The following is a 22,031-nucleotide window of genomic DNA, read 5'->3' on the forward strand; positions in this document are numbered from 1 at the left end:
TCGTGCGCGGCGGACGGACATTCCCGATCATCCCACTTCTGACGGGGTTGATGCTGCTGGCGTGGCCCTTCCTGATTGGATTTGGGCTGGCGCATAACAGCCTGCAGTGGCTATTACCCGTGATGGCTCTGGTGTTACTGCTGCGGCTGCGTCAGGCGCAGCGGAACACAAGCCCGATGCGGTATGTGGTGCAGTGCGTGGCGCTGGCGGGGATCGCCCTCTGCACGGCAAGCTACCTGCTGAAAGCCCACCAGTGGCTGCTGCTCTACCCGGTGGTCGTCAACCTTATCATGCTGGCCGTGTTTGGCGGTTCGCTGTGGACAGCGATGCCGCTTGTCGAACGACTGGCGCGCTTGCGCGAGCCAAACTTGCCCCCGGAGGGCGTGCGCTATACCCGTAAGGTGACCCTCGTCTGGTGCGGTTTTTTCGTCGGCAACGGCACGATGGCGCTGTTTACCGTCCTCCACGGCGACATGCATCTGTGGACGCTATGGAACGGTATGGTGGCTTACATCCTGATGGGGATGCTGATGGCAGCAGAGTGGCTGGTGCGCCAGCGGGTGATAAAAAAAGAGATGCACAATGACTAACCCCCTTCCGCTGGGCCAGTGGTTAAATGCGCCGCGCCCTGACGACACGCCTGTTGCCTGGCTTGACGATCGTACCTGGACGCTGGGCCAGTTGCGCCACGACGTAACCTTACTGGTCGAGACCCTGCGTCAGCAGGAAGGCGAGCGCTGGGCGCTGTGCTTTGAAAACAGCTACCTGTTTATTGTTGCGCTGCTGGCCTCGCTGCACGCCGGTAAAACACCGGTCATTCCCGGCCATAGCCGCGTCTCGCAGCTTGAAGAACAGCAATCTTTGTTTAGCGGCGTTCTGAGCGATCGGACTCTTGGTTTTCATGGGAAACAGATTGTGGTGGCCTCCAGCCACCAGACAGCCAGCCACTGGGTGCCTCTGCCGATCATTGACGAAAACCGCTTCGTTGAACTGTTCACCTCAGGCTCCACGGGCACCCCGCGCCGGGTGGTTAAGCACATCGTCAGTCTGGATCGCGAAGCCCGCCTGCTGGCTAACCGCTTTGGTGAGCGTCTGGCCGGATGCAGCATTGTGGCCTCGGTCGTACCGCAACACCTGTATGGCCTGACATTCCGTATCGTCTTGCCGATGGCGCTGGGCCTGCCGCTGCATGCCGCGATGCTCTATTACGCAGAACAACTGGCCGCCCTGCCTCCTGACAGGCAATACCTGTTCATCAGCAGCCCGGCGTTCCTGAAGCGCCTGGATACCGAGCTTGCCGCGCCGCCCGTCAGGATGCTGATTTCAGCAGGTGGAATGCTGCCCTGGCGTGACGTCTCGACCACCTCTGGCTGGCTTAACCTTTGGCCGGATGAAATTTATGGCAGTACCGAAACCGGGATCCTCGCCTGGCGCCATCGTCAGGAGGATAACGTGCCCTGGCTACCGTTCCCCGGCGTGATCTTCCATCAGGAAGATGACGCCTGTCGCGTTACGTCGCCACTGATCCATGAGCCAGAAGGGCTCCAGCTCGACGATATCCTGCACTTCGACAGCGAGGGGCTTTTCAGCATCGCCGGTCGCCGCGGGCGGGTGGTCAAAATTGAAGAAAAACGCATCTCGCTTAACGAGATCGAACGCCGCCTGCTGGAGCTCGACGGTATTTGCGAAGCGGCCGCCCTGCCGGTCACGCGCGGGGGTCGTCAGGGGATTGGCGCCCTGCTGGTTCTGGATGAAACGGCCCGTCAGCGCGGGTATGTGCAGGATAAAAAAGCGCAGGAGTTCGCCTGGCGTCGCGCCCTGCTGCCGTGGCTTGAACCTGTCGCGGTGCCGCGCTACTGGCGCATCGTTGATGAAATGCCGGTAAACAGTATGAACAAGCGTGTCTATGCGCAGTTAGAGGAGTTATTTCATGAAAATTCATGAAATTGAGCGCCACCAGACACAGCCGGAGAAGCTGGAGATCGTTTTGCATCTCGACGCAACGCTGTTCTGGTTTCAGGGCCATTTCGCCGTACAACCGCTGCTGCCCGGCGTTGCGCAGCTTGACTGGGTGATGCACTACGCCACGACGTTACTGGCACCGGGCTATCGCTTTCACAGCATTCAAAACGTGAAGTTTCAGGCACCACTGCTGCCGGAAACCACGGTGACGCTGATGCTTGAGTGGCATGCCGAACGTCAGATGCTGACCTTCAGCTATCAACGCCATGCCGGGGCTGAGCGCCACACCGCCAGCAGCGGGAAAATTCGTCTATGTCAGTAATCTTTCGTCCCTGCGTGCTGATCCCGTGCTACAACCACGGCGCGATGATTGCCCGCGTGCTGTCACGTCTCGCGCCGTTCGGCCTGCCGTGCCTGGTGGTGGATGACGGCAGCGACGCAGTCACCCGTCAGGAGCTTGAGCGCCTGGCGGCGGAGCAGCCGCAGATGACGCTGGTTCGTCTGGCGCAAAACGCCGGAAAAGGTGCCGCGGTCATCAGAGGGCTGGAGGAGTGCGCGCGGACGGGCTACACCCACGCCGTGCAGGTGGATGCGGACGGTCAACACGCCATCGAAGATATCCCCAAACTGCTGGCGCTGGCGGAGCGCCACCCGGACGCGCTGATTTCCGGCCAGCCCATTTACGATGACTCTATTCCGCGCTCCCGACTTTACGGGCGCTGGGTAACCCACGTCTGGGTGTGGATTGAAACCTTATCGCTGCAGCTTAAAGACAGCATGTGCGGCTTTCGGGTCTATCCGGTTTCACCCACGCTGCGGCTGGCCGCGCGCGAACCGCTCGGCAAGCGGATGGACTTTGACACCGAAGTGATGGTTCGTCTCTACTGGCAGGGCAACACCAGCGTCTTTCTGCCCACGCGCGTGACCTATCCGCAGGACGGTTTGTCCCACTTCGACGCGCTAAAAGATAACGTGCGGATCTCCCTGATGCATACCCGGCTCTTCTTCGGCATGCTGCCCCGCATGCCCGGCCTGCTTTTCCGTCGACGCCGCCAGCACTGGGCGCAGCAGGACGAGGTCAAGGGTCTGTGGGGGATGCGCCTGATGCTGCGCGTCTGGGAACTACTGGGTCGGCGGGCCTTTACCGTGCTGTTGTGGCCGGTTATCGGCGTGTACTGGCTTATCGCGCGTCCGGCGCGGCAGGCCTCGCGGCAGTGGATGGCGAGAGTGAAGCAAGAACTGCGTCAGCGGAGCATGCCTGTTCCCTCACGGCTTAACAGCTTTTTCCATTTCATGCGCTTCGGCAACGCGATGCTGGATAAAGTCGCCAGCTGGCGCGGCGAACTGAAGCTTCATCGCGATATTGTCTTTGCCCCCGGCGCGAGCGAAGCGTTAAACATCGCGGCTCCACAAGGCAAACTGCTGCTGGCCTCGCACCTTGGCGACGTAGAGGCCTGCCGGGCCCTGGCTCAGCTGGAAGGCAGTAAAATCATCAACGCCCTGGTTTTCAGCGAGAACGCCCAGCGCTTTAAGCAAATCATGAGCGAAATGGCGCCCGAAGCTGGCGTGAATTTGATGTCGGTCACCGACATCGGCCCGGACACCGCCATTGCCATCAAAGAGAAGCTTGAGCGCGGTGAATGGGTCGCGATTGTGGGGGATCGCATCGCGGTGAATCCGCAGCGCGGCGGCGAATGGCGCGTGATCTGGAGCCGATTCATGGGCCAGCCTGCACCGTTCCCACAGGGGCCGTTTATCCTGGCCTCCATCCTCCGCTGCCCGGTGGTGCTGATTTTCGCCCTGCGCCAGCAGGGTAAGCTCGTCCTGCACTGCGAGCCGTTTGCCGACCCGCTGCGCCTGCCGCGCGGTGAACGCCAGCAGGCACTGCAAGATACCGTCGATCGCTATGCGCAGCGGCTGGAACATTACGCCCTCATGTCGCCGCTCGACTGGTTTAATTTTTTCGATTTCTGGCATCTGCCAGAGTCCAGTGAGAAGGAGTAAAGGGTGCTGACCGATCCCCGCTTTACGACTGAAGTCGAGATCACCGTTCCGTTCCACGACGTCGATATGATGGGCGTGGTCTGGCACGGTAACTATTTCCGCTACTTTGAGATCGCCCGCGAGGCGCTGCTCAATCAGTTTGATTATGGCTATCGCCAGATGAAGGCCTCCGGCTACGTCTGGCCCGTCGTCGACACCCGGGTGAAATACCGCGATGCGGTGACCTTTGAGCAGCGTATTCGCGTCCGCGCGCACATTGAAGAGTATGAAAACCGCCTGCGCATTGCCTATCAAATTTTCGATGCGCAGACCGGCAAACGCACGACCACCGGTTACACCATTCAGGTGGCGGTGGAAGAAGCGACCCGCGAAATGTGCTTTGTAAGCCCGGCAATACTGTTTGAACGTATGGGAGTAACACCATGAAATGGTTGCCTTTACTGGCGCTGATCGTCAGCCCGCTGGTCAGCGCCGTGACGCTGGATGAGCTGCAGCAGCGCTTCACCGAGCAGCCCGTGGTGCGCGCGCACTTCGAACAGGTTCGCACGATAAAAGATATGCCGCAGCCGCTGCGCTCGCAGGGCGAAATGCTGATCGCCCGCGACAGCGGCCTGCTGTGGGATCAAAAAGCGCCGTTTCCGATGACGCTCCTGCTGGACGACAAGCGGATGGTTCAGGCGATTAACGGCCAGCCGCCGCAAACCATCACTGCCGACAATAATCCGCAGATGTTCCAGTTCAACCATCTTCTGCGCGCCCTGTTCCAGGCGGACCGCAAGGTGCTGGAAGAGAACTTCCGCATCGATTTTAAAGACCTGGGAGCGGGCCGCTGGTCGCTGGTGCTTACGCCAAAAACGACGCCGCTGGACAAGATTTTCGCCACCCTCGATCTGGGCGGCGCGACCTATCTGGAAACGATTCGCCTCAACGACAAACAGGGCGACCGTACCGATATCGCCCTTTCTCGCCACCAACTGACGCCCGCCAGCCTGACCGATGACGAACGCCAACGCTTTGCCGCACCGTAAATCCCTGCGCCCGGCGCTGCTGTGGGCCACGCTATGCCTGATTCTGCTGGGCGTGTTGCTGTCGCTGCTGCCCGGCGCGCGACTGAACAGCAGCGTGCTGGCCATGCTGCCGAAGCAGACGCTGGGGGCTATCCCGCCGGCGCTCAACGACGGGTTTATGCAGCGCCTCGACCGCCAGCTGGTCTGGCTGGTCAGCCCCGGCAAAGAGCCGGATCCGCGCGTGGCACAGCAGTGGCTGGCGCTGCTGCAAAGCACTGATTCGCTCAGCGAGGTCAAAGGCCCGATGGACGCCGCCGGGCAAAAGGCCTGGGGAGAGTTCTTCTGGCAGCACCGAAATGGCCTGATTGACCCCGCCACCCGCGCCCGCCTGCAAAACGGCGGAGAAGCGCAGGCGCAGTGGATTTTATCTCAGCTCTACTCGGCCTTTTCCGGCGTCAGCGGCAAAGAGCTGCAAAACGATCCCCTGATGCTGATGCGCGGCTCGCAGCTCGCTCTGGCGCAAAACGGCCAGAAGCTGCGGCTGATGGACGGCTGGCTGGTCGCAAAAGATGAGGCGGGAAACTACTGGTATCTGCTCCACGGCGAGCTGGCGGGCTCATCATTTGATATGCAGCAGACCCACCGGCTTGTGGCGACGCTTAACGCGCTGCAGGAGACGCTGAAAGCCCGCTACCCTCAGGCACAGCTGCTTTCCCGCGGGACCGTGTTCTACAGCGATTACGCCAGCCAGCAGGCCAAACGTGATGTTTCGACGCTGGGTATCGTCACCCTGCTTGGCGTGTTCCTGCTCATCGTGGCGGTGTTCCGCTCTCTGCGCCCGCTGCTGCTGAGCGTGCTCTCCATTGCCATCGGCGCGCTGGCGGGGACGGTGGTGACGCTGCTGCTCTTTGGCGAGCTGCACCTGATGACGCTGGTGATGAGCATGAGCATCATCGGAATTTCGGCAGACTACACGCTTTACTACCTGACCGAACGGATGGTACACGGCGCGGAGCATTCTCCCTGGCAAAGCCTGGCCAAAGTTCGCAATGCGCTGCTGCTGGCGCTGCTGACGACCGTCGCCGCCTACCTGATTATGATGCTGGCCCCCTTCCCCGGGATCCGCCAGATGGCGGTGTTCGCTGCCGTGGGACTCAGCGCCTCCTGCCTGACGGTGATTTTCTGGCATCCGTGGTTGTGCCGCGGGTTACCGGTGCGCCCGGTTCCCTTTATGGTCCTGATGTTGCGCTGGCTGGCCGCCTGGCGACGCAGTAAAAAACTGTCAATTGGTCTTCCCGTCGCGCTGGCGCTGCTCTCCGCTGTGGGAATAAGCACGCTGAAGGTGGACGACGACATCGCCCAGCTGCAGGCGCTGCCGAAAGATATTCTGGCGCAGGAGAAGGCCATTACCGCCCTGACCGGACAGAGTGTGGATCAGAAATGGTTTGTGGTTCATGGCGCTTCGCCTCAGCAAACGCTGGAGCGGCTGGAAGCCTTTACCCCGGCGCTGGCAGAGGCGCAGAAAGCGGGAGAAATTACCCGCTGGCGCACCCTGCCGCTGAACTCGCTGGCCCGCCAGAAAAGCGACCTTACGCTGCTGCAGAACGCCGCGCCTGCGGTAACGAACGTGCTGAAAAGCGCAGGGCTCAACGCCGTCTCCCCGAATCTGGACGCCATGCCGGTCAGCGTGGACGCGTGGCTTAAAAGCCCGGCCAGCGAAGGCTGGCGTCTGCTCTGGCTGACCCTGCCCGACGGTCAAAGCGGCGTGCTCGTACCGGTGGACGGCGCAAAAAACAGCGCGGCCCTCGGCGAGCTGGCCGCGCGCCATGACGGCGTCGTCTGGGTCGATCGCAAAGCCAGTTTTGACACCCTGTTTGCCCTCTACCGCACGCTGATGACGGGGCTCCTGTTTGCCGCGCTGGGGGTGATTGCCTGCGGGGCGATGGTGCGCCTCGGCTGGCGTAAGGGGCTGATAAGCCTGGTGCCGTCCGTGCTGTCGCTGAGCTGCGGGCTGGCGGTACTGGCCGCAACGGGCCACCCGGTAAACCTGTTTTCACTGCTTGCGCTGGTGCTGGTGCTCGGCATTGGCATTAACTACACGCTGTTTTTCAGCAACCCGCGCGGCACGCCGCTGACCTCGATGCTGGCGATTACGCTGGCCATGATGACCACGCTGCTGACGCTGGGCATGCTCGTCTTCAGCGCCACGCAGGCCATTAGCAGCTTTGGTATCGTGCTGGTGAGCGGTATTTTTACCGCCTTCCTGCTGGCGCCGCTGGCGATGCCGGATAAGAAAGAGAGAAAACGTAAATGAACGCTTTTTACCGCGCCGTCGCGCTAACCGCGGCGCTGCTGCTGGCAGGCTGCAGCCATTCGACCGATACCCAAGAGACGCGTCCCCAGGCCTGGCTCCAGCCGGGAACCCGCGTTACGCTCCCGCCGCCCGGCATTAGCCCGGCGGTAAGCTCCCAGCAGCTGCTGACCGGCAGCTTTAACGGGCAAACGCAGTCCCTGCTGGTGATGCTCAACGCGGATGCGCATAAAGTGACGCTGGCCGGGCTCTCTTCCGTGGGCATTCGTCTGTTCCTGGCGACGTACGATGAGACCGGTATTCATACCGAGCAGTCGATCGTTGTGCCGCAGTTGCCGCCCGCCAGCCAGGTGCTGGCCGACGTGATGCTCAGCCACTGGCCGATTAGCGCCTGGCAGCCGCAGTTGCCGAAGGGCTGGACGCTGACTGACACGGGCGATCGGCGCGAACTGCGTAACGCCAGCGGCAAGCTGGTGACGGAGATTGTCTACCTGCAGCGTAAAGGCAAGCGCGAGCCGATCAGCATCGAGCAACACGTTTTTAAATACCACATCACCATTCAATATCTGGGTGACTGAGATGATTTATATTTCCGCTGTTGGCATGGTCAACGCGCTGGGCAACTCGCATGATGAAATCGCTGCTAACCTGGTGACGGGCGTAGCGCCGGGTATGCATGCCCGAACCGGCTGGTTACAGGGTTCACCCGACGCCGTGCTGGGCGGTGTGGAAGGCGAACTGCCGCCCATCCCGGAAACGCTGTCCGCACACCGCACCCGCAATAACCAGCTTCTGCTGGCCGCGCTGGCGCAGATTCAGTCGACCGTCGACGAGGCTATCGCCCGCGTCGGCCGCGATCGGGTGGCCGTGGTGCTGGGGACCAGCACCTCTGGGCTGGATGAAGGCGATGAGCACGTGCAGCGCATGACCCATGGCGAAGCGAGCACGCACTGGCAGTACCCGCAGCAGGAGCTCGGCGATCCGTCCCGCTTCCTCACCAACTGGCTTCAGCTCGAAGGCCCGGCCTATACGATCTCGACAGCCTGCTCTTCCAGCGCGCGGGCGATGATCGGCGGCAAACGTCTGATTGAAGCCGGGCTGGTGGACATCGCCATTGTTGGCGGAGCAGATACCCTGAGCCGGATGCCCGTCAACGGGTTTAACAGCCTTGAATCCTTCTCCCCTACGCTCTGCGAGCCTTTTGGTCGCGACCGTCGGGGGATCACCATCGGTGAAGCCGCCGCGCTGATGGTGCTTAGCCGTGAGCCCGCGGACGTGGCGCTGCTCGGGACGGGGGAATCCAGCGATGCGTACCATATCTCCGCTCCGCATCCGCAGGGCGAAGGGGCGATCAGGGCCATCACGCAGGCGCTCAACGAAGCGGGTATGCAGCCCGGAGATATCGGCTACATCAACCTGCACGGCACGGCCACGCCGCTTAACGATCAGATTGAATCTCAGGTGGTACACGATCTCTTTGGGGAAAGCGTGCCCTGTAGCTCTACCAAACACCTTACCGGCCATACGCTGGGCGCTGCCGGTATCACCGAAGCGGCCCTGAGCTGGCTGATTCTGACGCGCGATCTGCCCTTACCGCCGCAGGACTTCGCCCGCTACGCACCGGACGACACGCTGGCGCCGTGCGGTCTGCTGCACCAGCGCACCGCGCTGACAAAGCCGGTCATTCTGTCTAACTCGTTCGCGTTTGGCGGCAACAACGCCAGCATTCTGCTGGGGAGAGCGTCATGAGCTACTTATCACCCGAAGCCTATTTGCCGCACGATGCGCCCATGATGTTGCTGGAGTCCGTTGAGAATGTGACGGACGACATGGCGGTATGCCGCGTCGCGATAGACAGACAAAGCGTGCTGGCACCATTTCTGAATGCCGATGGCGACCTGCCGGGCTGGTACGCGCTCGAGCTGATGGCGCAGACCGTCGGCGTCTGGTCCGGCTGGCATCGCCAGCAGCAGGGGCAGGAGCATATTGCGCTGGGCATGGTGCTCGGCGCGCGTGAACTGATCTGCGCCAGCGGGCGTTTCGCCGCAGGCTTGACGCTGGACATCACCGTTAAGCTGCTGATGCAGGACGAACGCTTCGGCAGTTTTGAATGCGCAATTTCCGCTAATGAAGAGACGCTGGCCACGGGCCGGGTCAACACCTTCCAGCCAAGCGCAGAAGAATTAACCTCGCTTTTTAATCAGGGATCTAACGCATGAGTCGTTCCGTACTGGTCACCGGGGCCAGCAAAGGCATAGGGCGCGCCATCGCCCGCCAGCTTGCCGCCGACGGGTTTACCGTAGGCGTGCATTACCATCGTGATGCCGCAGGCGCGCAGGAGACGCTGGACGCCATCACGCAGGCGGGCGGCAACGGCCGTTTACTCTCGTTTGATGTGGGCAACCGCGAACAGTGCCGCGAGGTGCTGGAACAGGACATTGAAGCCCATGGCGCATGGTATGGCGTGGTCAGCAACGCGGGTATCACCCGCGATGGCGCCTTTCCGGCATTGAGTGAAGACGACTGGGACAGCGTGATCCACACCAATCTCGACAGTTTTTATAACGTCATTCACCCCTGCATTATGCCGATGATTGGCACCCGTAAAGGGGGACGCATTATCACCCTATCGTCCGTGTCCGGCGTGATGGGTAACCGCGGGCAGGTGAACTACAGCGCGGCAAAAGCGGGCATTATCGGTGCCACCAAAGCGCTGGCGATTGAGCTGGCAAAACGCAAAATCACCGTGAACTGCATTGCGCCGGGGCTGATTGATACCGGAATGATTGAAATGGAAGAGGCCGCGCTGAAAGAAGCGATGTCCATCATTCCAATGAAACGCATGGGCCAGGCTGAGGAGGTCGCCGGGCTGGCAAGCTATCTGATGTCAGATATTGCGGGTTACGTCACCCGCCAGGTCATTTCCATTAACGGAGGAATGCTATGACGCGTCGCGTGGTGATTACGGGCATGGGCGGCGTGACCGCCTTTGGCGAAAACTGGCAATCCGTGTCCAGCAGGCTGCTGGCGTATGAAAACGCGGTGCGTAAAATGCCGGAATGGCAGGTCTATGATGGCCTGCACACCCTGCTGGGCGCGCCGATTGATGACTTCACGCTGCCGGAACATTATACCCGCAAACGGATCCGCGCCATGGGCCGCGTGTCGTTGATGTCGACCCGCGCCACCGAGCTGGCGCTGGAGCAGGCGGGGCTGATTGGCGAGGCGGTGCTCACCAATGGGCAAACGGGTATCGCGTATGGCTCATCCACAGGCAGTACCGGGCCCGTCAGCGAATTCGCCACTATGCTCACCGAAAAGCACACCAATAACATCACCGGCACAACCTACGTGCAGATGATGCCGCACACCACCGCGGTGAATACCGGACTGTTCTTTGGATTACGTGGCCGCGTCATCCCGACCTCAAGCGCCTGTACGTCAGGCAGCCAGGCAATTGGCTACGCCTGGGAGGCGATTCGCCACGGCTATCAGACCGTTATGGTTGCGGGGGGCGCTGAGGAGTTGTGCCCGTCTGAAGCGGCGGTGTTTGACACGCTGTTTGCCACCAGCCAGCGTAACGATGAACCCAAAACCACCCCTTCGCCATTTGATACGCAGCGCGATGGTCTGGTGATTGGGGAAGGCGCGGGTACCCTGATACTCGAAGAGCTGGAGCATGCCAAAGCGCGCGGAGCCACTATCTACGGCGAAATCGTGGGCTTTGCCACTAACTGTGATGCGGCCCATATCACCCAGCCTCAGCGTGAAACCATGCAGATTTGTATGGAGCAGTCGCTGGCCATGGCGGGATTAAGCGCCCTGGATATGGGGTATATCTCCGCACACGGTACTGCCACCGATCGCGGTGATATTGCTGAAAGCCAGGCCACTGCCGCTATCTATGGTGACAACGTGCCGATTTCATCGCTGAAGAGCTATTTTGGCCACACGCTCGGAGCCTGCGGCGCGCTGGAAGCGTGGATGAGTTTACAGATGATGCGTGAAGGCTGGTTTGCCCCGACACTCAATTTAAGGCAACCGGATGAGCAATGTGGTGCTTTAGATTATATTATGGGAGAAGCCCGCCAGATCGATTGCGAGTACCTGCAGAGCAATAACTTCGCGTTTGGCGGCATCAACACCTCGATTATCATTAAACGCTGGGCGTAACTATGTACCAGTTTGTACTGGGAAAAATATCCACCCTTTGCGCGGACCCGCTGGCGTCAACGCTCGCAGACAGCGCACCTCAGGGTGCTCGCAATGCCTCATGGCTGGCTGGCAGGATGCTGCTCGCCAGAGCGTTATCCCCTCATCCGCTCCCCGACATTATTTACGGCGAGCAGGGGAAACCGGCCTTTGCGGAGGGCCATCCGCTGTGGTTCAACCTGAGCCACAGCGGTGACGATATCGCCTTGCTGATGAGCGATGAAGGCGAAGTCGGCTGTGATATCGAAGTGATTCGCCCCAGGAAGAACTGGCAGGCGTTGGCGAATGCCGTCTTCAGCATGACGGAGCATGATGAGCTTGAGCGCGAAGCGCCAGAGGAACGGCTTGCCGCCTTCTGGCGTATCTGGACGCGAAAAGAGGCGATCATCAAACAGCGTGGCGGTAGCGCCTGGCAGATTGTCAGCATTGACAGCACGGCGCCGTCGCACTCGGTCAGCCAGGTGCAGATCGGCTCACTCAGCCTGGCCGTCTGTACGTCGACCCCTTACACCCTGACCACCGAGTCGATTATCCACGTCGGGGCAGGAAAATCACCAGTACACCCAACATAATAAACACAACGCCGACCAGCCCGTGCCAGGAGAAGCTTTCTCCCCAGCCCGGCAGCAGGATCGCGGCGCCCCACACCAGGATATAGCTAAGACTCAGCAAGGCATACGCTTTGCTGAGGGCCATGCGATGCAGCGCCAGGTACCAGCAGCCCATAGAAGCCACATACCCCATCAACCCCAGCAGCAGCGCGCCCGTGCCGGACGAGACGTGCCACAGCGCGGAAATAAACGTCATAATCTCGCTGACCGGAGGCAGAGCCTGCATGGCCTCGCGCAGCAGCAGCTGCGCGGCGCTGACTAACAGCACGCTGCATAAGGCCCAGAACGCCCCTTTCACAGGCTCCCTCCCAGGATAACAATCCCAATGATGATCAACCCCACCCCCAGCCAGTGATGCCAGGCGACGTTTTCGCGCCAGAATACCTTCGCCGCCAGCGTCACCCAGACAAAATTGAGGCTCAGCATGGGGTAGGCAATGCCGACAGGCAGGCGCTGCAGCACCACCAGCCAGACCAGCATCCCGCTGCCCAGCGCCAGCAGAGCCAGGCCAAGCCATAGCGCGATATGCACGCCACGCCGCCCGGCTTTCGCCGGACGGGTAGCCTGTTTCTGGCACAGCTGTCCCGCACAGCTGAGCAGGCTTGCCAGTATCAGCCAGATCCAGGTCATCACTTCGGCAGATACTGCAGGTAGGCCAGACGGCCCTGGATATACAGGCTGTCCGGTTCTGGCAGATTCGCCCGCGAAAGGTCATCGCGTTTTGACAGCAGGATAACCAGCGATACGCGTCCCTGCTGACGGTGCTCAGCCAGCCACTGCGCGAAGTCATCTTTACCGACAAAACGATCTTTCACATCAGGATAATCCAGCCCGTAGCGCAGTTCGCCGCTCTGACCAAACAGCGTGATGTCATTGCGCTTCAGCTCCCACGCCAGGCCCGCAGCCAGGCCGACGTTATTGGCCAAGACAAATCGGCTGTCCTGAAGCGGCTCGCGCACGGTGTCGACCAGCGACTGCGGCTGTTTGGAATCCACCACCAGGTTAGGAATGGCAAAACCGATCAGCAGCGCCAGGCCCGCAGGGCAGAGCGCCGCAAGCCACCAGCGCTGCTGACTCTGCCTGAACGTAAACCAGCCGACCGCGGCCCAGATGAGGAACGCGACCACCGCGCAGAACACTTTATACAGTTCAACCGAGGACCAGACCGGATGCTTAGCCAGCCCCCACGGAGAGACCACCAGCGCCGCCACCATGCCGATAACGCCAAACGCCAGGTTGATCCCGCCGTTAATGCGTAACGCTCTGGCGCCCTTCTCCGCCGCGAGGCAGGCATAGCGCGCCATCAGGATCGCCAGCGGGGCAAAGCACGGCAGGATATAGGTCGGCAGCTTGCCTTTGGCGATGCTGAAGAACAGCAGCGGCATCACCACCCAACCCAGCAGATAGAACCCACCGCCCGCGTTTTGTCTGTCATGCCAGCCGAGACGAAACGCGCCGGGCAGCAGCGCCAGCCACGGCAGGCTACCCGCGATCAGGAACGGCACGTAGTACCAGAACGGGGCTTTGTGCTGCGCGTCGCTCTGGGCAAAACGCTGAATATGCTCAACCCAGAAGAAGTAACGCCAGAAGTCAGGCTCACGCTGCGCAATCGCCAGCCCCCATGGCAGAACAATCAGCACGCAGCTCAGGATCGCGAGCCAGCCAAAAATCAGCACCTCTTTCCAGCGCTTCTGGACGATCGCCCACGGCAGCACGCCAATCACCGGTACCGCCAGCGCCAGGAAGCCTTTGGTCATCACCCCCATCCCGCAGGCCAGCCCAAGCAGCACATAGCCGCCCGCTTTTCCGGCAACGGTTTGGGCCTGTGACGCCAGCCAGAAGCTGCACATCGCCGCCACCAGCCACAGGGTGATGATGGGATCCAGCACCGCATACGTGCCGATGCCATACACCAGGAACAGGGTCAGGAAGATCAGGCCGGAGAAAATGGCTGTCCGCTTATCCCGCCAGAGACGCCAGGCCATCCAGATGACCAGCAGCGCCGCTAAACCGGTGGAGAAGATAGACCCGGCGCGCACGGCGAGGTTCGTGTGCCCGAACAGCATCTGCCCGATGCTGTTGATCCAGTAGCCAGCAATCGGCTTTTCAAAGTAACGCAGCCCCAAAAAATGCGGGACAACCCAGTCTCCGGAGGCCAGCATTTCGCGGCTGATTTCCGCATAGCGCGTTTCATCAGGCTGCCAAAGCAGGCGAATATCAACCGGGATGAGGTAGTAAACGATAAACAGTGCGAGAAGCGCTAAGCCATAACGGGCTGTTTTCATTGGACCGGACTCACGGTTTGTTGATAGCCAAGCCAGCCTTCCCGGCCAGCCAGTTCATTGCGGACCACTTTGCCCACGGGCAGGGTGCTGAGGTCGTCTGGCAGCAGCTCGCTTAACGGGCAAAACGCAATGCCTTCCTGAGCGGCCATCGTCAGCAGTTCGTCGAAATCATGCTGATACGCAATCCCTTCCACTTCGGCATGGATGGTATACACCGGCGTACCGGCGTCACGATGAATGCGGTCCAGGATGTAGCGATTGAACTCATCAGCTTTGACCTCGCGCCCGACCACTTCATCCCAGGTGGGAAGCGTGACCGGAATTTGCACCGTACCGTAGCGATTTTCGCCCAACAGCGGCAAAAAGGGCTCGGTTCCGCGGCAATCGCTGTTGTAGCGAAACGCAAAGGCTTCTTTGGCCTTCACGACGCGCTGATCCGCACGCCATCCCGCCACGGCGGAGCAGCACACGGGCTGACCGATAATGGCCTCCAGCTCCAGCATCCCACGCTCGACCTCACGGGACAGGCGCGGGATATCCCAGACGCCCGCCCAGGCTTGCCAGGCATGGTGATCCCAGGCGTGCAGACCCACCTCATGATGCTGTGCCGCCTCACGGATAACCGCTTCATTACCCGCGCCGATGCGTCTGCCGGGCCAGGCGGTGCCGGCCAGCAAAATATCCCAGCCGTAGAGGGATGCTGCGCGCGAGCGCAGCATTTTGAACAGAAATGCCGGTTTAACCAGACGCCATAAATGGCGTCCCATGTTGTCAGGCCCCACGCTGAAGAAAATGCTGGAGCGCACGCCGTGCTTGCTCAGCAGTTCCAGCAGTTTGGGTACGCCGTCACGCGTTCCCCTGAAGGTGTCGACATCAATGCGTAAACCGACTTTTTTCATGAGACCTGTTCCGACAGCTCCACGGTGCGCAGGAAGAAATCAAGCGTTTCATCAATGGTCTGTTCCATCTTCACCGTCGGCGTCCAGTTCAGGCAGCGCTTCGCATTGCGAATGCTTGGCTTACGGTGCTCAACGTCCTGATACCCTTTACCGTAGTAGCTGCTGCTTTCCACTTCGCGGAAGCCGGCAAACGGCGGGAATTTATCGCGCAGCGGGTGGCGCTCAAAGCTGGCCAGCAGCATCTCGGCCAGTTCGCGAATGCTCGCTTCGTTGTCCGGGTTGCCGATGTTAATGATTTCACCGTTGCAGCGATTATCTTTGTTTTCGATGATGCGGAACAGCGCTTCGATACCGTCGCTGATATCCGTAAAGCAGCGTTTCTGTTTCCCGCCTTCGATAAGCTTGATTGGCGAGCCTTCCACCAGGTTCAGGATCAGCTGGGTGATCGCACGGGAGCTGCCGATACGCGCTGCGTTCAGGTTATCCAGACGCGGACCCATCCAGTTGAACGGACGGAACAGGGTAAAGCGCAGGCCCTCTTTCTCACCGTAGGCCCAAATCACGCGGTCCAGCAGCTGTTTGGAGACGGAGTAAATCCAGCGCTGCTTGTTGATCGGCCCGACCACCAGGTTGGAGGTGTCTTCATCGAAGTTCTTATCGGTACACATGCCGTACACTTCAGAGGTGGACGGGAAGATGATGCGCTTGTCGTATTTCACGCAGTCGCGGATGATCTTCAGGTTCTCTTCGAAGTCCAGCTCGAACACGCGCAGCGGGTTACGGGTGTACTCGATTGGCGTGGCAATAGCGACCAGCGGCAGCACCACGTCGCATTTCTTAATGTGGTATTCAATCCACTCGGAGTGGATGCTGATGTCCCCTTCCACGAAGTGGAAGCGCGGGTTGTCGAGGAAACGGCTGATCGCATCCGCGCCAATATCCAGGCCGTAGATTTCGTAGTTATCGTCTTTGAGCAGACGTTCGGTCAGGTGGTTACCGATAAAACCGTTCACGCCGAGGATCAGCACGCGGGTACGGCGTTTGATGGCCACCACCGGCGCGCTGGTGATCAGCGCCCCGGCCACCAGCCCCAGCGACTGCGCCAGCTGGGTGCCCTGAACGTACAGGCCGTTGTCGGTTTGGCCAGTAACGATCTCCAGTGCCTGCTCGCCGCAGCTCACAATCAGCGGGGAGACGGAGACGACGGTGCCCGGTTTTGCCGCCGGAATGTCGTCACGCACGCGGGATTTCCAGACGATGAACTTGCTGACGCCCGCAAAGCTGTAGGCGCCCGGCCACGGGTCGGTCACGGCGCGCACCAGGTTGTGCAGCTGGCGGGCCGGTTTGTTCCAGTCCAGACGACCATCTTCCGGCGCGCGGCGGCCAAAGCAGCTTGCCTTGCTCTCGTCCTGCGCGGTCTCGCTGAAGGTGCCGTTAAGGATGCCCGGCAGCGCATCGCGCAGCAGCGTCTGTGCCGTCGCGTTCAGCTTTTGATGCAGCTGCAGCGCGGTATCGTCCGCATCAATAGCGACCTTCTGCTGCGCCACGATAGCGCCCGCATCCGCACGGCGCACCATGCGGTGCAGCGTCACGCCCGTTTCCGTTTCACCGTTCACCAGCACCCAGTTCAGCGGGGCGCGGCCACGGTAGGCAGGCAGCAGAGAACCATGAAGATTAAAGGCGCCTTTTGCAGCCAGGCCTAAGATCTCGTCGGAGAGCAGGTTGCGATAGTAAAACGAGAAGATGACGTCAGGCGCGAGGGCGCGGATGCGCTCCACCCACAGCGGGTGGTTGACGTCGTCTGGCGCATAAACCGGAATACCACGCTCGGCGGCGATACGCGCCACGGAGCCGAAAAAGTTATTCTCTCCAGCCGTGTCCGGATGGGTAAAGATTGCCGCAATGTCATAGCCCGCTTCCAGCAGGGCCTGCGTGCCCGTGCACCCCATATCGTGATAGGCAAATACAACAGCTTTCATGGGTGAATTTCCTCTTGAGATGCTTTGTGTTCCTGACGGACAACACGTTGAATAAAGTAGCGCGGACGCGCGCGAACGTCGTTATAGATTCGGCCAATGTATTCACCGAGGAGCCCCATCCCGACAAACTGGGCGCCGATGAACATAAACAGCACGGCAAAGAGCATGAAGACCCCTTCCGCCGCCCACTGCGGGCCAAAGACCAGTCGCAGCACCACCAGCAGAACGGACAGCGCGAAACCGGCCACGGCGATGATGCTGCCGAACACGCTCAGCAGACGCAGCGGCGTGGTGGTCAGGCAGGTGATGAGGTCGTACATCAGGTTGATGAGGCGCATAAAGCTGTACTTCGACTCCCCGTGCTCGCGCTCGGCGTGCAGGACCGGGATTTCCGTTGCCTTACGGGCAAAGGTATTCGCCAGAATCGGAATGAAGGTGCTGCGCTCGTGGCAATGCAGCATGGCGTCGACAATATGGCGGCGGTAGGCACGCAGCATGCAGCCGTAATCGCCCATCGCTTTACCGGTCGTGCGCTGGATAAGACGGTTGATGGTGCGCGAGGCCAGCTTGCGGAACAGGCTGTCCTGGCGGTTCTGACGTACCGTGCCGACCACGTCATAGCCTTCGTCGGCTTTGGCCACCAGGCGCGGGATCTCTTCCGGCGGGTTTTGCAGGTCCGCGTCCAGGGTGATGATCAGATCGCCCGTGACGTGGCTAAACCCCGCCATAATCGCCGAGTGCTGGCCGTAGTTACGGTTGAGCAGCACGGCAACGATGTGGCTGCCTTCGGCCTGCGCGGCTTCGGTCATCATCAGCGCGGAATTATCGCTACTGCCATCATCCACCAGCAGAATTTCGTAGGCCTTGCCCATCGTGTCGCAGGCGGCCGTTGTGCGGCGGATCAGTTCGGGCAGGCTCTCCTGCTCGTTATAAACCGGGATGACCACGGATACTTTTTGTACAGGCGGTGCACTGAACATATCAATGTCCTGCAAGCTGATGGAGTGCGGTAATGACGCGGGTTGTGTCGTCATGAGTCATGTCCGGGAAAAGAGGGAGAGAACAAATACGCGCGCTATTCCATTCAGAATTCGGGAGCGATACATCAGGAAAACGCTCGCGGTAGTATTTTTGCGTGTGGGCCGCGCGGAAATGGAGGCCGGTACCGATGCCTTTCTCTTTCAGCGCCGCCATCAGGATGTCGCGTGAGATCCCGCAGCGCGCTTCATCCACGCGAATAATAAACAGATGCCAGGCGTGCACGTGCGGCCATGATGGAATGGTGAGCGGCTGGAACGGCGTATCGGCAAGCTCCCGCAGGTAGCGTTGCGCTATTTCCTCACGGCGCCTGTTGGCCTCTTTCAGTTTGCCTAGCTGCACCAGCGCCAGCGCGGCGTTGATGTCCGCCAGGTTGTATTTATAGCCCGGCGCGATCACTTCCGCCTGCGGCGCGCGACCGTGCGTCTGGCGATCATAGGCATCTACGCCGAGGCCATGGAATTTCAGACTGCGGATCCGCTGTGCCAGCTGCGCGTTATCGGTGACCACCAGGCCGCCTTCCGCGCAGGTCATGTTTTTAATGGCGTGGAAGGAGAAAATTGCCGTTCCTTTCCAGCCCACGTGACGGTTTTTGTAATACGTTCCGGCGGCATGGGCCGCATCTTCAATCACCGGAATACCGTGACGTTCACCGATGGCATGAATTGCGTCGATATCACACGGCGCGCCGGCATAGTGAACGGGAATAATGGCTTTAGTGCGCGGAGTAATAGCGGCTTCCACGGCTTCTGGCGTCACCATTAATGTATCTTTATCCACATCAATCATGACCGGCGTGGCGCCTAGCAATACGATCATATTCAGCGTGGAGACCCAGGTCTGGGAAGGGGTAATAACTTCATCGCCCGGGCCAATATCCAGCGCCATCAGCGTAACGTGCATGCCCGCGGTGGCGGAACAGAGGGCAATCGCATGCTGATTCCCGGTAAGTTGACAGAATGCCTCTTCAAGTTGCTGATTCTTAGGCCCTGTGGTGATCCAGCCCGACATCAAAACGTCCTGAAGCGCCGCAATTTCCTCAGCGCCCATCGACGGCCGCGAAAAAGGCAGAAAATCACTCATTATTAATTTCCTTGCAATCAAAATGGCATGTTTTTGATATTAACCAAATGCCAGCCCGCTTATTTCAACGAACCATAAACTCATATCAAAGTAGCTCTCTTTCCTTAGGGAAAAATTAAGACAGCGTTTACAACGCTATAAGACAACTAGCAGCCAATTGAAAAACAACAAGTTAATTTTATATTAAATATTTTTGATGTGATCTTCCGCAACATTTTGAAATGGAAACATTTAAACCAATCCTCAACAAACAAAAAAAATCCCGGCTATTTCAAAATAATATGAAATAGCCGGGAACTTTTCTATTTAGTTAATTGTCGCGCTTATTACAGGTTATCTGGAAAGTTTTTCGGTAATTCACTGGCCGCACAGGCGATCACGCTTTCATTATTGGCACCGCAGTCGCGTACAAAGGTGATTGTGGCAAATTCATCAATCACTTCCGTTGGATACGCCGGGCCCGCATCTCGGTAGCTGTTCATCAGCGGAATATGATCGTTCTGGAAGCAGACGGTTTTTTCCGGGTTGTTCATGACCCAGCGCGGGAAGAAGATGGTGCCGTGGAACAGTTTGTCGCCCAGGTTCACAATCAGGCTGACGTCGGTACCGGTTGGCTCGGTCCAGGAAATTTTATAGATGCTCTCCCCTACCCGCACGATGTAAGCCTGCTGATCTTTCACCCAACGGTTTGCCACCAGACCGCTGTGAATACGGTAATCCAGGGTCGTCTCGTTTTTGACGTAAATTTCGTAGTTCCAGCCGTTGTCGTAGGTGTAAACAAGGTGTTTGCCAACGAAGCCGCTTAAGTCGTGTTTGTCGAAGGTGTTCATAAGATGTCTCCTTTGTTTTGATGAGACGATCGTACCCCTTCAAAAATTGAATGAATAACGCTATATTTTAATCAAATTCATCCAAATTTTAGATAAATTATGCATAAGACGACGCTGGAACAATGGTCTTTACTGGAAAGAGTGGTCGAGGCGGGCAGCTTTGCCAAAGCCGCAGAAGAAACCCACCGCAGCCAGTCCTCGGTGAGCTATAACCTGTCGCTGCTGCAGGAGCGGCTGGGCGTGGCCCTCCTGGTGCCGGAAGGACGACGGGCGGTGTTAACGCCGGCAGGAGAACTGCTGCTCAACCAGGTTAAACCGCTGCTGAAAGCCTTTTCGTACGTTGAGACGCGCGCAGCGACCCTTCGCAACGGGATGCGCACGCGGCTGGATCTGGTGGTGGATTCCATTTTCCCTCGCTGCCGCCTGTTTGCCATTCTGCGCCAGTTCCAGCAGCAGTATCCGCAAACCCAGGTACGCCTCACCGAGGTGCTGGAAAACACCCGGGACGATGCCATTAACGACGAAGCCGATGTGATGGTCCTCACCCGCCGCCAGGACATGACCGGGCTCGGCGAATGGCTGATGAATATCGACTTTGTTGCCGTGGCCCACCATCAGCATCCTCTCTTTCACCTCGACGCGCCGCTTAACGACGACATGCTACGCCCGTGGCCGCTCATTCAGATTGCGGACAGCCAGCCCGCCGCGCGCGCGGCCGGTGAGTCATGGACCTTCTCCACCATCGATGCCGCCATTGAGGCCGTCCTCTCTCAGGTCGGCTACGGCTGGCTGCCGGAGGAACGCATCCAGACCCAGCTGGATCAAGGCATCCTGAAACGCCTGCCGCTGAGCCACGGTGCACGCAGAGCGACGCCGCTTCACCTGATTGTTAAGCGCTCCCTCGCCCCGCTTGACGAGCAGGTGGAGACGCTGCTGCGCCTTTTTAGCCAGGAGCCCTCATCCTCACCTGCTACGCTTTAAGGTCCGAACGTTAAAACGATAAGGAGCGGATGATGAAAATCGACTTTACGGGGAAAGTGGCGCTGGTGACCGCCTCAACCGGCGGGATCGGGTTCGCCATCGCCAGAGGGCTGGCAGAAAGCGGTGCCGAGGTGATCGTCAATGGCCGCAGCACGGAATCGGTGAATAAAGGCATTCAGCAGCTGCAGCAGGTGGTGCCGGGGGTACAGGTGCGCGCCGCGATTGCCGATCTCAGCACGGCGGAAGGGGTCGAGTCGCTGCTCAAGGTAGCGAATAACGTCGACATTCTGGTTAACAATGCCGGGATTTACGGACCGCAGGATTTCTATTCCACCGACGATGAAACCTGGGAGCGTTACTGGCAGACCAACGTGATGTCCGGCGTGCGTCTGTCCCGCGCCCTGCTGCCAGGCATGGTGCAAAAAGGCTGGGGGCGGGTGGTGTTTATCTCCTCCGAGTCGGCCTGCAATATCCCGGCGGATATGATCCACTACGGCGTGACCAAAACGGCGCAGCTCTCCCTGGCGCGCGGGCTGGCGAAGTTCGTGGCGGGAAGCGGCGTGACGGTCAACAGCGTACTGCCGGGGCCAACGATGTCGGACGGTTTCGCAGAGATGATGAAGGATGAAATCGAAAAAACCGGTAAATCGCTGGAGCAGCTGGCGAAAGAGTTTGTGATGGCCAACCGCCCCAGCTCGGTGATCCAGCGCGCGGCCACGGTAGAAGAGGTGGCCAATATGGTGATTTATGTCTGTTCGCCCCAGGCTTCCGCCACCTCGGGCGCGGCGCTGCGCGTCGATGGCGGCGTGGTAGATGACATCATCTGAGG

The 22,031-nt window shown here is 59.7% G+C and carries 23 protein-coding genes; 15 read left to right on the forward strand and 8 right to left on the reverse strand.

What is annotated here, in order from left to right; all coding sequences use genetic code 11:
- Nucleotides 1-2 precede the first annotated feature (2 nt).
- From PI91_RS22845 to acpT, 13 genes are read left to right on the forward strand one after another with little or no spacing between them, the layout of a single operon-like run.
- Nucleotides 3-590 carry a hypothetical protein gene (locus PI91_RS22845; protein WP_032623084.1) on the forward strand — a complete coding sequence of 196 codons (588 nt, stop codon included), beginning with the start codon at nucleotides 3-5 and terminating at the stop codon, nucleotides 588-590.
- On the forward strand, nucleotides 583-1,944 hold the full coding sequence (locus PI91_RS22850) for an acyl-CoA synthetase (protein WP_039267163.1): 1,362 nt from the start codon (nucleotides 583-585) through the stop codon (nucleotides 1,942-1,944). Before PI91_RS22845 ends, PI91_RS22850 begins: the two co-directional genes overlap by 8 nt.
- Entirely contained in the window at nucleotides 1,931-2,284 is a 354-nt protein-coding gene (locus PI91_RS22855; protein WP_008503085.1) for a hydroxymyristoyl-ACP dehydratase, read from the forward strand. Before PI91_RS22850 ends, PI91_RS22855 begins: the two co-directional genes overlap by 14 nt.
- On the forward strand, nucleotides 2,275-3,966 hold the full coding sequence (locus tag PI91_RS22860; protein WP_039267165.1) for a glycosyltransferase: 1,692 nt from the start codon (nucleotides 2,275-2,277) through the stop codon (nucleotides 3,964-3,966). Before PI91_RS22855 ends, PI91_RS22860 begins: the two co-directional genes overlap by 10 nt.
- Before the next feature lie 3 nt (nucleotides 3,967-3,969).
- Nucleotides 3,970-4,392, forward strand: coding sequence for a thioesterase family protein (locus PI91_RS22865; protein WP_008503087.1), 423 nt, complete (start codon nucleotides 3,970-3,972; stop codon nucleotides 4,390-4,392).
- Nucleotides 4,389-4,994, forward strand: coding sequence for an outer membrane lipoprotein carrier protein LolA (locus tag PI91_RS22870; protein WP_008503088.1), 606 nt, complete (start codon nucleotides 4,389-4,391; stop codon nucleotides 4,992-4,994). The genes PI91_RS22865 and PI91_RS22870 overlap by 4 nt, the downstream gene beginning before the upstream one ends.
- Entirely contained in the window at nucleotides 4,963-7,287 is a 2,325-nt protein-coding gene (locus PI91_RS22875) for an MMPL family transporter (RefSeq protein WP_039267166.1), read from the forward strand. The genes PI91_RS22870 and PI91_RS22875 overlap by 32 nt, the downstream gene beginning before the upstream one ends.
- A complete protein-coding gene (locus tag PI91_RS22880) occupies nucleotides 7,284-7,862 on the forward strand; it encodes a DUF3261 domain-containing protein (RefSeq protein WP_008503090.1) in 579 nt (192 codons plus the stop codon). Before PI91_RS22875 ends, PI91_RS22880 begins: the two co-directional genes overlap by 4 nt.
- A 1-nt stretch (nucleotide 7,863) precedes the next feature.
- Complete coding sequence (locus tag PI91_RS22885; RefSeq protein WP_039267167.1) at nucleotides 7,864-9,033, forward strand: beta-ketoacyl-[acyl-carrier-protein] synthase family protein; 1,170 nt, start codon at nucleotides 7,864-7,866, stop codon at nucleotides 9,031-9,033.
- Nucleotides 9,030-9,503, forward strand: coding sequence for a 3-hydroxy-fatty acyl-ACP dehydratase (locus tag PI91_RS22890; protein WP_008503092.1), 474 nt, complete (start codon nucleotides 9,030-9,032; stop codon nucleotides 9,501-9,503). The genes PI91_RS22885 and PI91_RS22890 overlap by 4 nt, the downstream gene beginning before the upstream one ends.
- The gene (locus PI91_RS22895) at nucleotides 9,500-10,231 is read left to right on the forward strand and encodes a 3-ketoacyl-ACP reductase FabG2 (RefSeq protein ID WP_008503093.1); all 732 of its coding nucleotides are present in this window, start codon (nucleotides 9,500-9,502) and stop codon (nucleotides 10,229-10,231) included. The genes PI91_RS22890 and PI91_RS22895 overlap by 4 nt, the downstream gene beginning before the upstream one ends.
- Nucleotides 10,228-11,457 carry a beta-ketoacyl-ACP synthase gene (locus PI91_RS22900; RefSeq protein WP_021242168.1) on the forward strand — a complete coding sequence of 410 codons (1,230 nt, stop codon included), beginning with the start codon at nucleotides 10,228-10,230 and terminating at the stop codon, nucleotides 11,455-11,457. Before PI91_RS22895 ends, PI91_RS22900 begins: the two co-directional genes overlap by 4 nt.
- A gap of 2 nt (nucleotides 11,458-11,459) precedes the next feature.
- Nucleotides 11,460-12,068 carry a 4'-phosphopantetheinyl transferase AcpT gene (gene acpT / locus PI91_RS22905; RefSeq protein WP_023326249.1) on the forward strand — a complete coding sequence of 203 codons (609 nt, stop codon included), beginning with the start codon at nucleotides 11,460-11,462 and terminating at the stop codon, nucleotides 12,066-12,068.
- Here the strand turns inward: acpT and arnF are convergent.
- The 8 genes from arnF to PI91_RS22945 all read right to left on the reverse strand — a co-directional run bounded on the left by arnF (nucleotide 12,025) and on the right by PI91_RS22945 (nucleotide 20,221).
- A complete protein-coding gene (gene arnF, locus PI91_RS22910; protein ID WP_023345052.1) occupies nucleotides 12,025-12,405 on the reverse strand; it encodes a 4-amino-4-deoxy-L-arabinose-phosphoundecaprenol flippase subunit ArnF in 381 nt (126 codons plus the stop codon). The genes acpT and arnF overlap by 44 nt on opposite strands.
- Nucleotides 12,402-12,737, reverse strand: a complete 336-nt coding sequence (gene arnE, locus PI91_RS22915) for a 4-amino-4-deoxy-L-arabinose-phosphoundecaprenol flippase subunit ArnE (RefSeq protein WP_039267168.1) — start codon at nucleotides 12,735-12,737, stop codon at nucleotides 12,402-12,404. Before arnE ends, arnF begins: the two co-directional genes overlap by 4 nt.
- Nucleotides 12,737-14,392: a lipid IV(A) 4-amino-4-deoxy-L-arabinosyltransferase gene (gene arnT / locus PI91_RS22920; protein ID WP_039267169.1), complete on the reverse strand. Its 1,656-nt coding sequence runs from the start codon at nucleotides 14,390-14,392 to the stop codon at nucleotides 12,737-12,739. Before arnT ends, arnE begins: the two co-directional genes overlap by 1 nt.
- On the reverse strand, nucleotides 14,389-15,291 hold the full coding sequence (gene arnD / locus PI91_RS22925) for a 4-deoxy-4-formamido-L-arabinose-phosphoundecaprenol deformylase (RefSeq protein WP_039267170.1): 903 nt from the start codon (nucleotides 15,289-15,291) through the stop codon (nucleotides 14,389-14,391). The genes arnT and arnD overlap by 4 nt, the downstream gene beginning before the upstream one ends.
- Nucleotides 15,288-17,270, reverse strand: coding sequence for a bifunctional UDP-4-amino-4-deoxy-L-arabinose formyltransferase/UDP-glucuronic acid oxidase ArnA (gene arnA, locus PI91_RS22930; protein WP_008503100.1), 1,983 nt, complete (start codon nucleotides 17,268-17,270; stop codon nucleotides 15,288-15,290). Before arnA ends, arnD begins: the two co-directional genes overlap by 4 nt.
- Entirely contained in the window at nucleotides 17,267-18,250 is a 984-nt protein-coding gene (arnC, locus tag PI91_RS22935) for an undecaprenyl-phosphate 4-deoxy-4-formamido-L-arabinose transferase (RefSeq protein ID WP_008503101.1), read from the reverse strand. Before arnC ends, arnA begins: the two co-directional genes overlap by 4 nt.
- A gap of 1 nt (nucleotide 18,251) precedes the next feature.
- Nucleotides 18,252-19,391: a UDP-4-amino-4-deoxy-L-arabinose aminotransferase gene (gene arnB, locus PI91_RS22940; protein ID WP_039267171.1), complete on the reverse strand. Its 1,140-nt coding sequence runs from the start codon at nucleotides 19,389-19,391 to the stop codon at nucleotides 18,252-18,254.
- A 326-nt stretch (nucleotides 19,392-19,717) separates the two neighbouring features.
- On the reverse strand, nucleotides 19,718-20,221 hold the full coding sequence (locus tag PI91_RS22945; protein ID WP_008503103.1) for a phenolic acid decarboxylase: 504 nt from the start codon (nucleotides 20,219-20,221) through the stop codon (nucleotides 19,718-19,720).
- 99 nt (nucleotides 20,222-20,320) lie between these two features.
- On the opposite strand from PI91_RS22945, the gene PI91_RS22950 reads away from it, so the two are divergent.
- Entirely contained in the window at nucleotides 20,321-21,202 is an 882-nt protein-coding gene (locus PI91_RS22950) for a LysR family transcriptional regulator (RefSeq protein ID WP_039267172.1), read from the forward strand.
- A 32-nt stretch (nucleotides 21,203-21,234) separates the two neighbouring features.
- Nucleotides 21,235-22,029, forward strand: a complete 795-nt coding sequence (locus PI91_RS22955) for an SDR family NAD(P)-dependent oxidoreductase (RefSeq protein ID WP_039267173.1) — start codon at nucleotides 21,235-21,237, stop codon at nucleotides 22,027-22,029.
- Nucleotides 22,030-22,031: the final 2 nt, after the last annotated feature.

This window comes from Enterobacter sp. FB, assembly GCF_000805795.1.
GTDB classification, from domain to species: Bacteria; Pseudomonadota; Gammaproteobacteria; order Enterobacterales; family Enterobacteriaceae; genus Enterobacter; species Enterobacter roggenkampii.

Coding starts and splice junctions, on each gene's coding strand:
- PI91_RS22850 (WP_039267163.1), top strand. CDS start 583: ATGACTAACCCCCTTCCGCTGGGCCAGTGGTTAAATGCGCCGCGCCCT.
- PI91_RS22945 (WP_008503103.1), bottom strand. CDS start 20,221: ATGAACACCTTCGACAAACACGACTTAAGCGGCTTCGTTGGCAAACAC.
- arnC (WP_008503101.1), bottom strand. CDS start 18,250: ATGTTCAGTGCACCGCCTGTACAAAAAGTATCCGTGGTCATCCCGGTT.
- acpT (WP_023326249.1), top strand. CDS start 11,460: ATGTACCAGTTTGTACTGGGAAAAATATCCACCCTTTGCGCGGACCCG.
- PI91_RS22875 (WP_039267166.1), top strand. CDS start 4,963: ATGACGAACGCCAACGCTTTGCCGCACCGTAAATCCCTGCGCCCGGCG.
- arnB (WP_039267171.1), bottom strand. CDS start 19,391: ATGAGTGATTTTCTGCCTTTTTCGCGGCCGTCGATGGGCGCTGAGGAA.
- arnA (WP_008503100.1), bottom strand. CDS start 17,270: ATGAAAGCTGTTGTATTTGCCTATCACGATATGGGGTGCACGGGCACG.
- arnE (WP_039267168.1), bottom strand. CDS start 12,737: ATGACCTGGATCTGGCTGATACTGGCAAGCCTGCTCAGCTGTGCGGGA.
- PI91_RS22950 (WP_039267172.1), top strand. CDS start 20,321: ATGCATAAGACGACGCTGGAACAATGGTCTTTACTGGAAAGAGTGGTC.
- PI91_RS22900 (WP_021242168.1), top strand. CDS start 10,228: ATGACGCGTCGCGTGGTGATTACGGGCATGGGCGGCGTGACCGCCTTT.
- arnT (WP_039267169.1), bottom strand. CDS start 14,392: ATGAAAACAGCCCGTTATGGCTTAGCGCTTCTCGCACTGTTTATCGTT.
- PI91_RS22895 (WP_008503093.1), top strand. CDS start 9,500: ATGAGTCGTTCCGTACTGGTCACCGGGGCCAGCAAAGGCATAGGGCGC.
- PI91_RS22955 (WP_039267173.1), top strand. CDS start 21,235: ATGAAAATCGACTTTACGGGGAAAGTGGCGCTGGTGACCGCCTCAACC.
- PI91_RS22885 (WP_039267167.1), top strand. CDS start 7,864: ATGATTTATATTTCCGCTGTTGGCATGGTCAACGCGCTGGGCAACTCG.
- PI91_RS22890 (WP_008503092.1), top strand. CDS start 9,030: ATGAGCTACTTATCACCCGAAGCCTATTTGCCGCACGATGCGCCCATG.
- PI91_RS22855 (WP_008503085.1), top strand. CDS start 1,931: ATGAAAATTCATGAAATTGAGCGCCACCAGACACAGCCGGAGAAGCTG.
- arnD (WP_039267170.1), bottom strand. CDS start 15,291: ATGAAAAAAGTCGGTTTACGCATTGATGTCGACACCTTCAGGGGAACG.
- PI91_RS22860 (WP_039267165.1), top strand. CDS start 2,275: ATGTCAGTAATCTTTCGTCCCTGCGTGCTGATCCCGTGCTACAACCAC.
- PI91_RS22880 (WP_008503090.1), top strand. CDS start 7,284: ATGAACGCTTTTTACCGCGCCGTCGCGCTAACCGCGGCGCTGCTGCTG.
- PI91_RS22870 (WP_008503088.1), top strand. CDS start 4,389: ATGAAATGGTTGCCTTTACTGGCGCTGATCGTCAGCCCGCTGGTCAGC.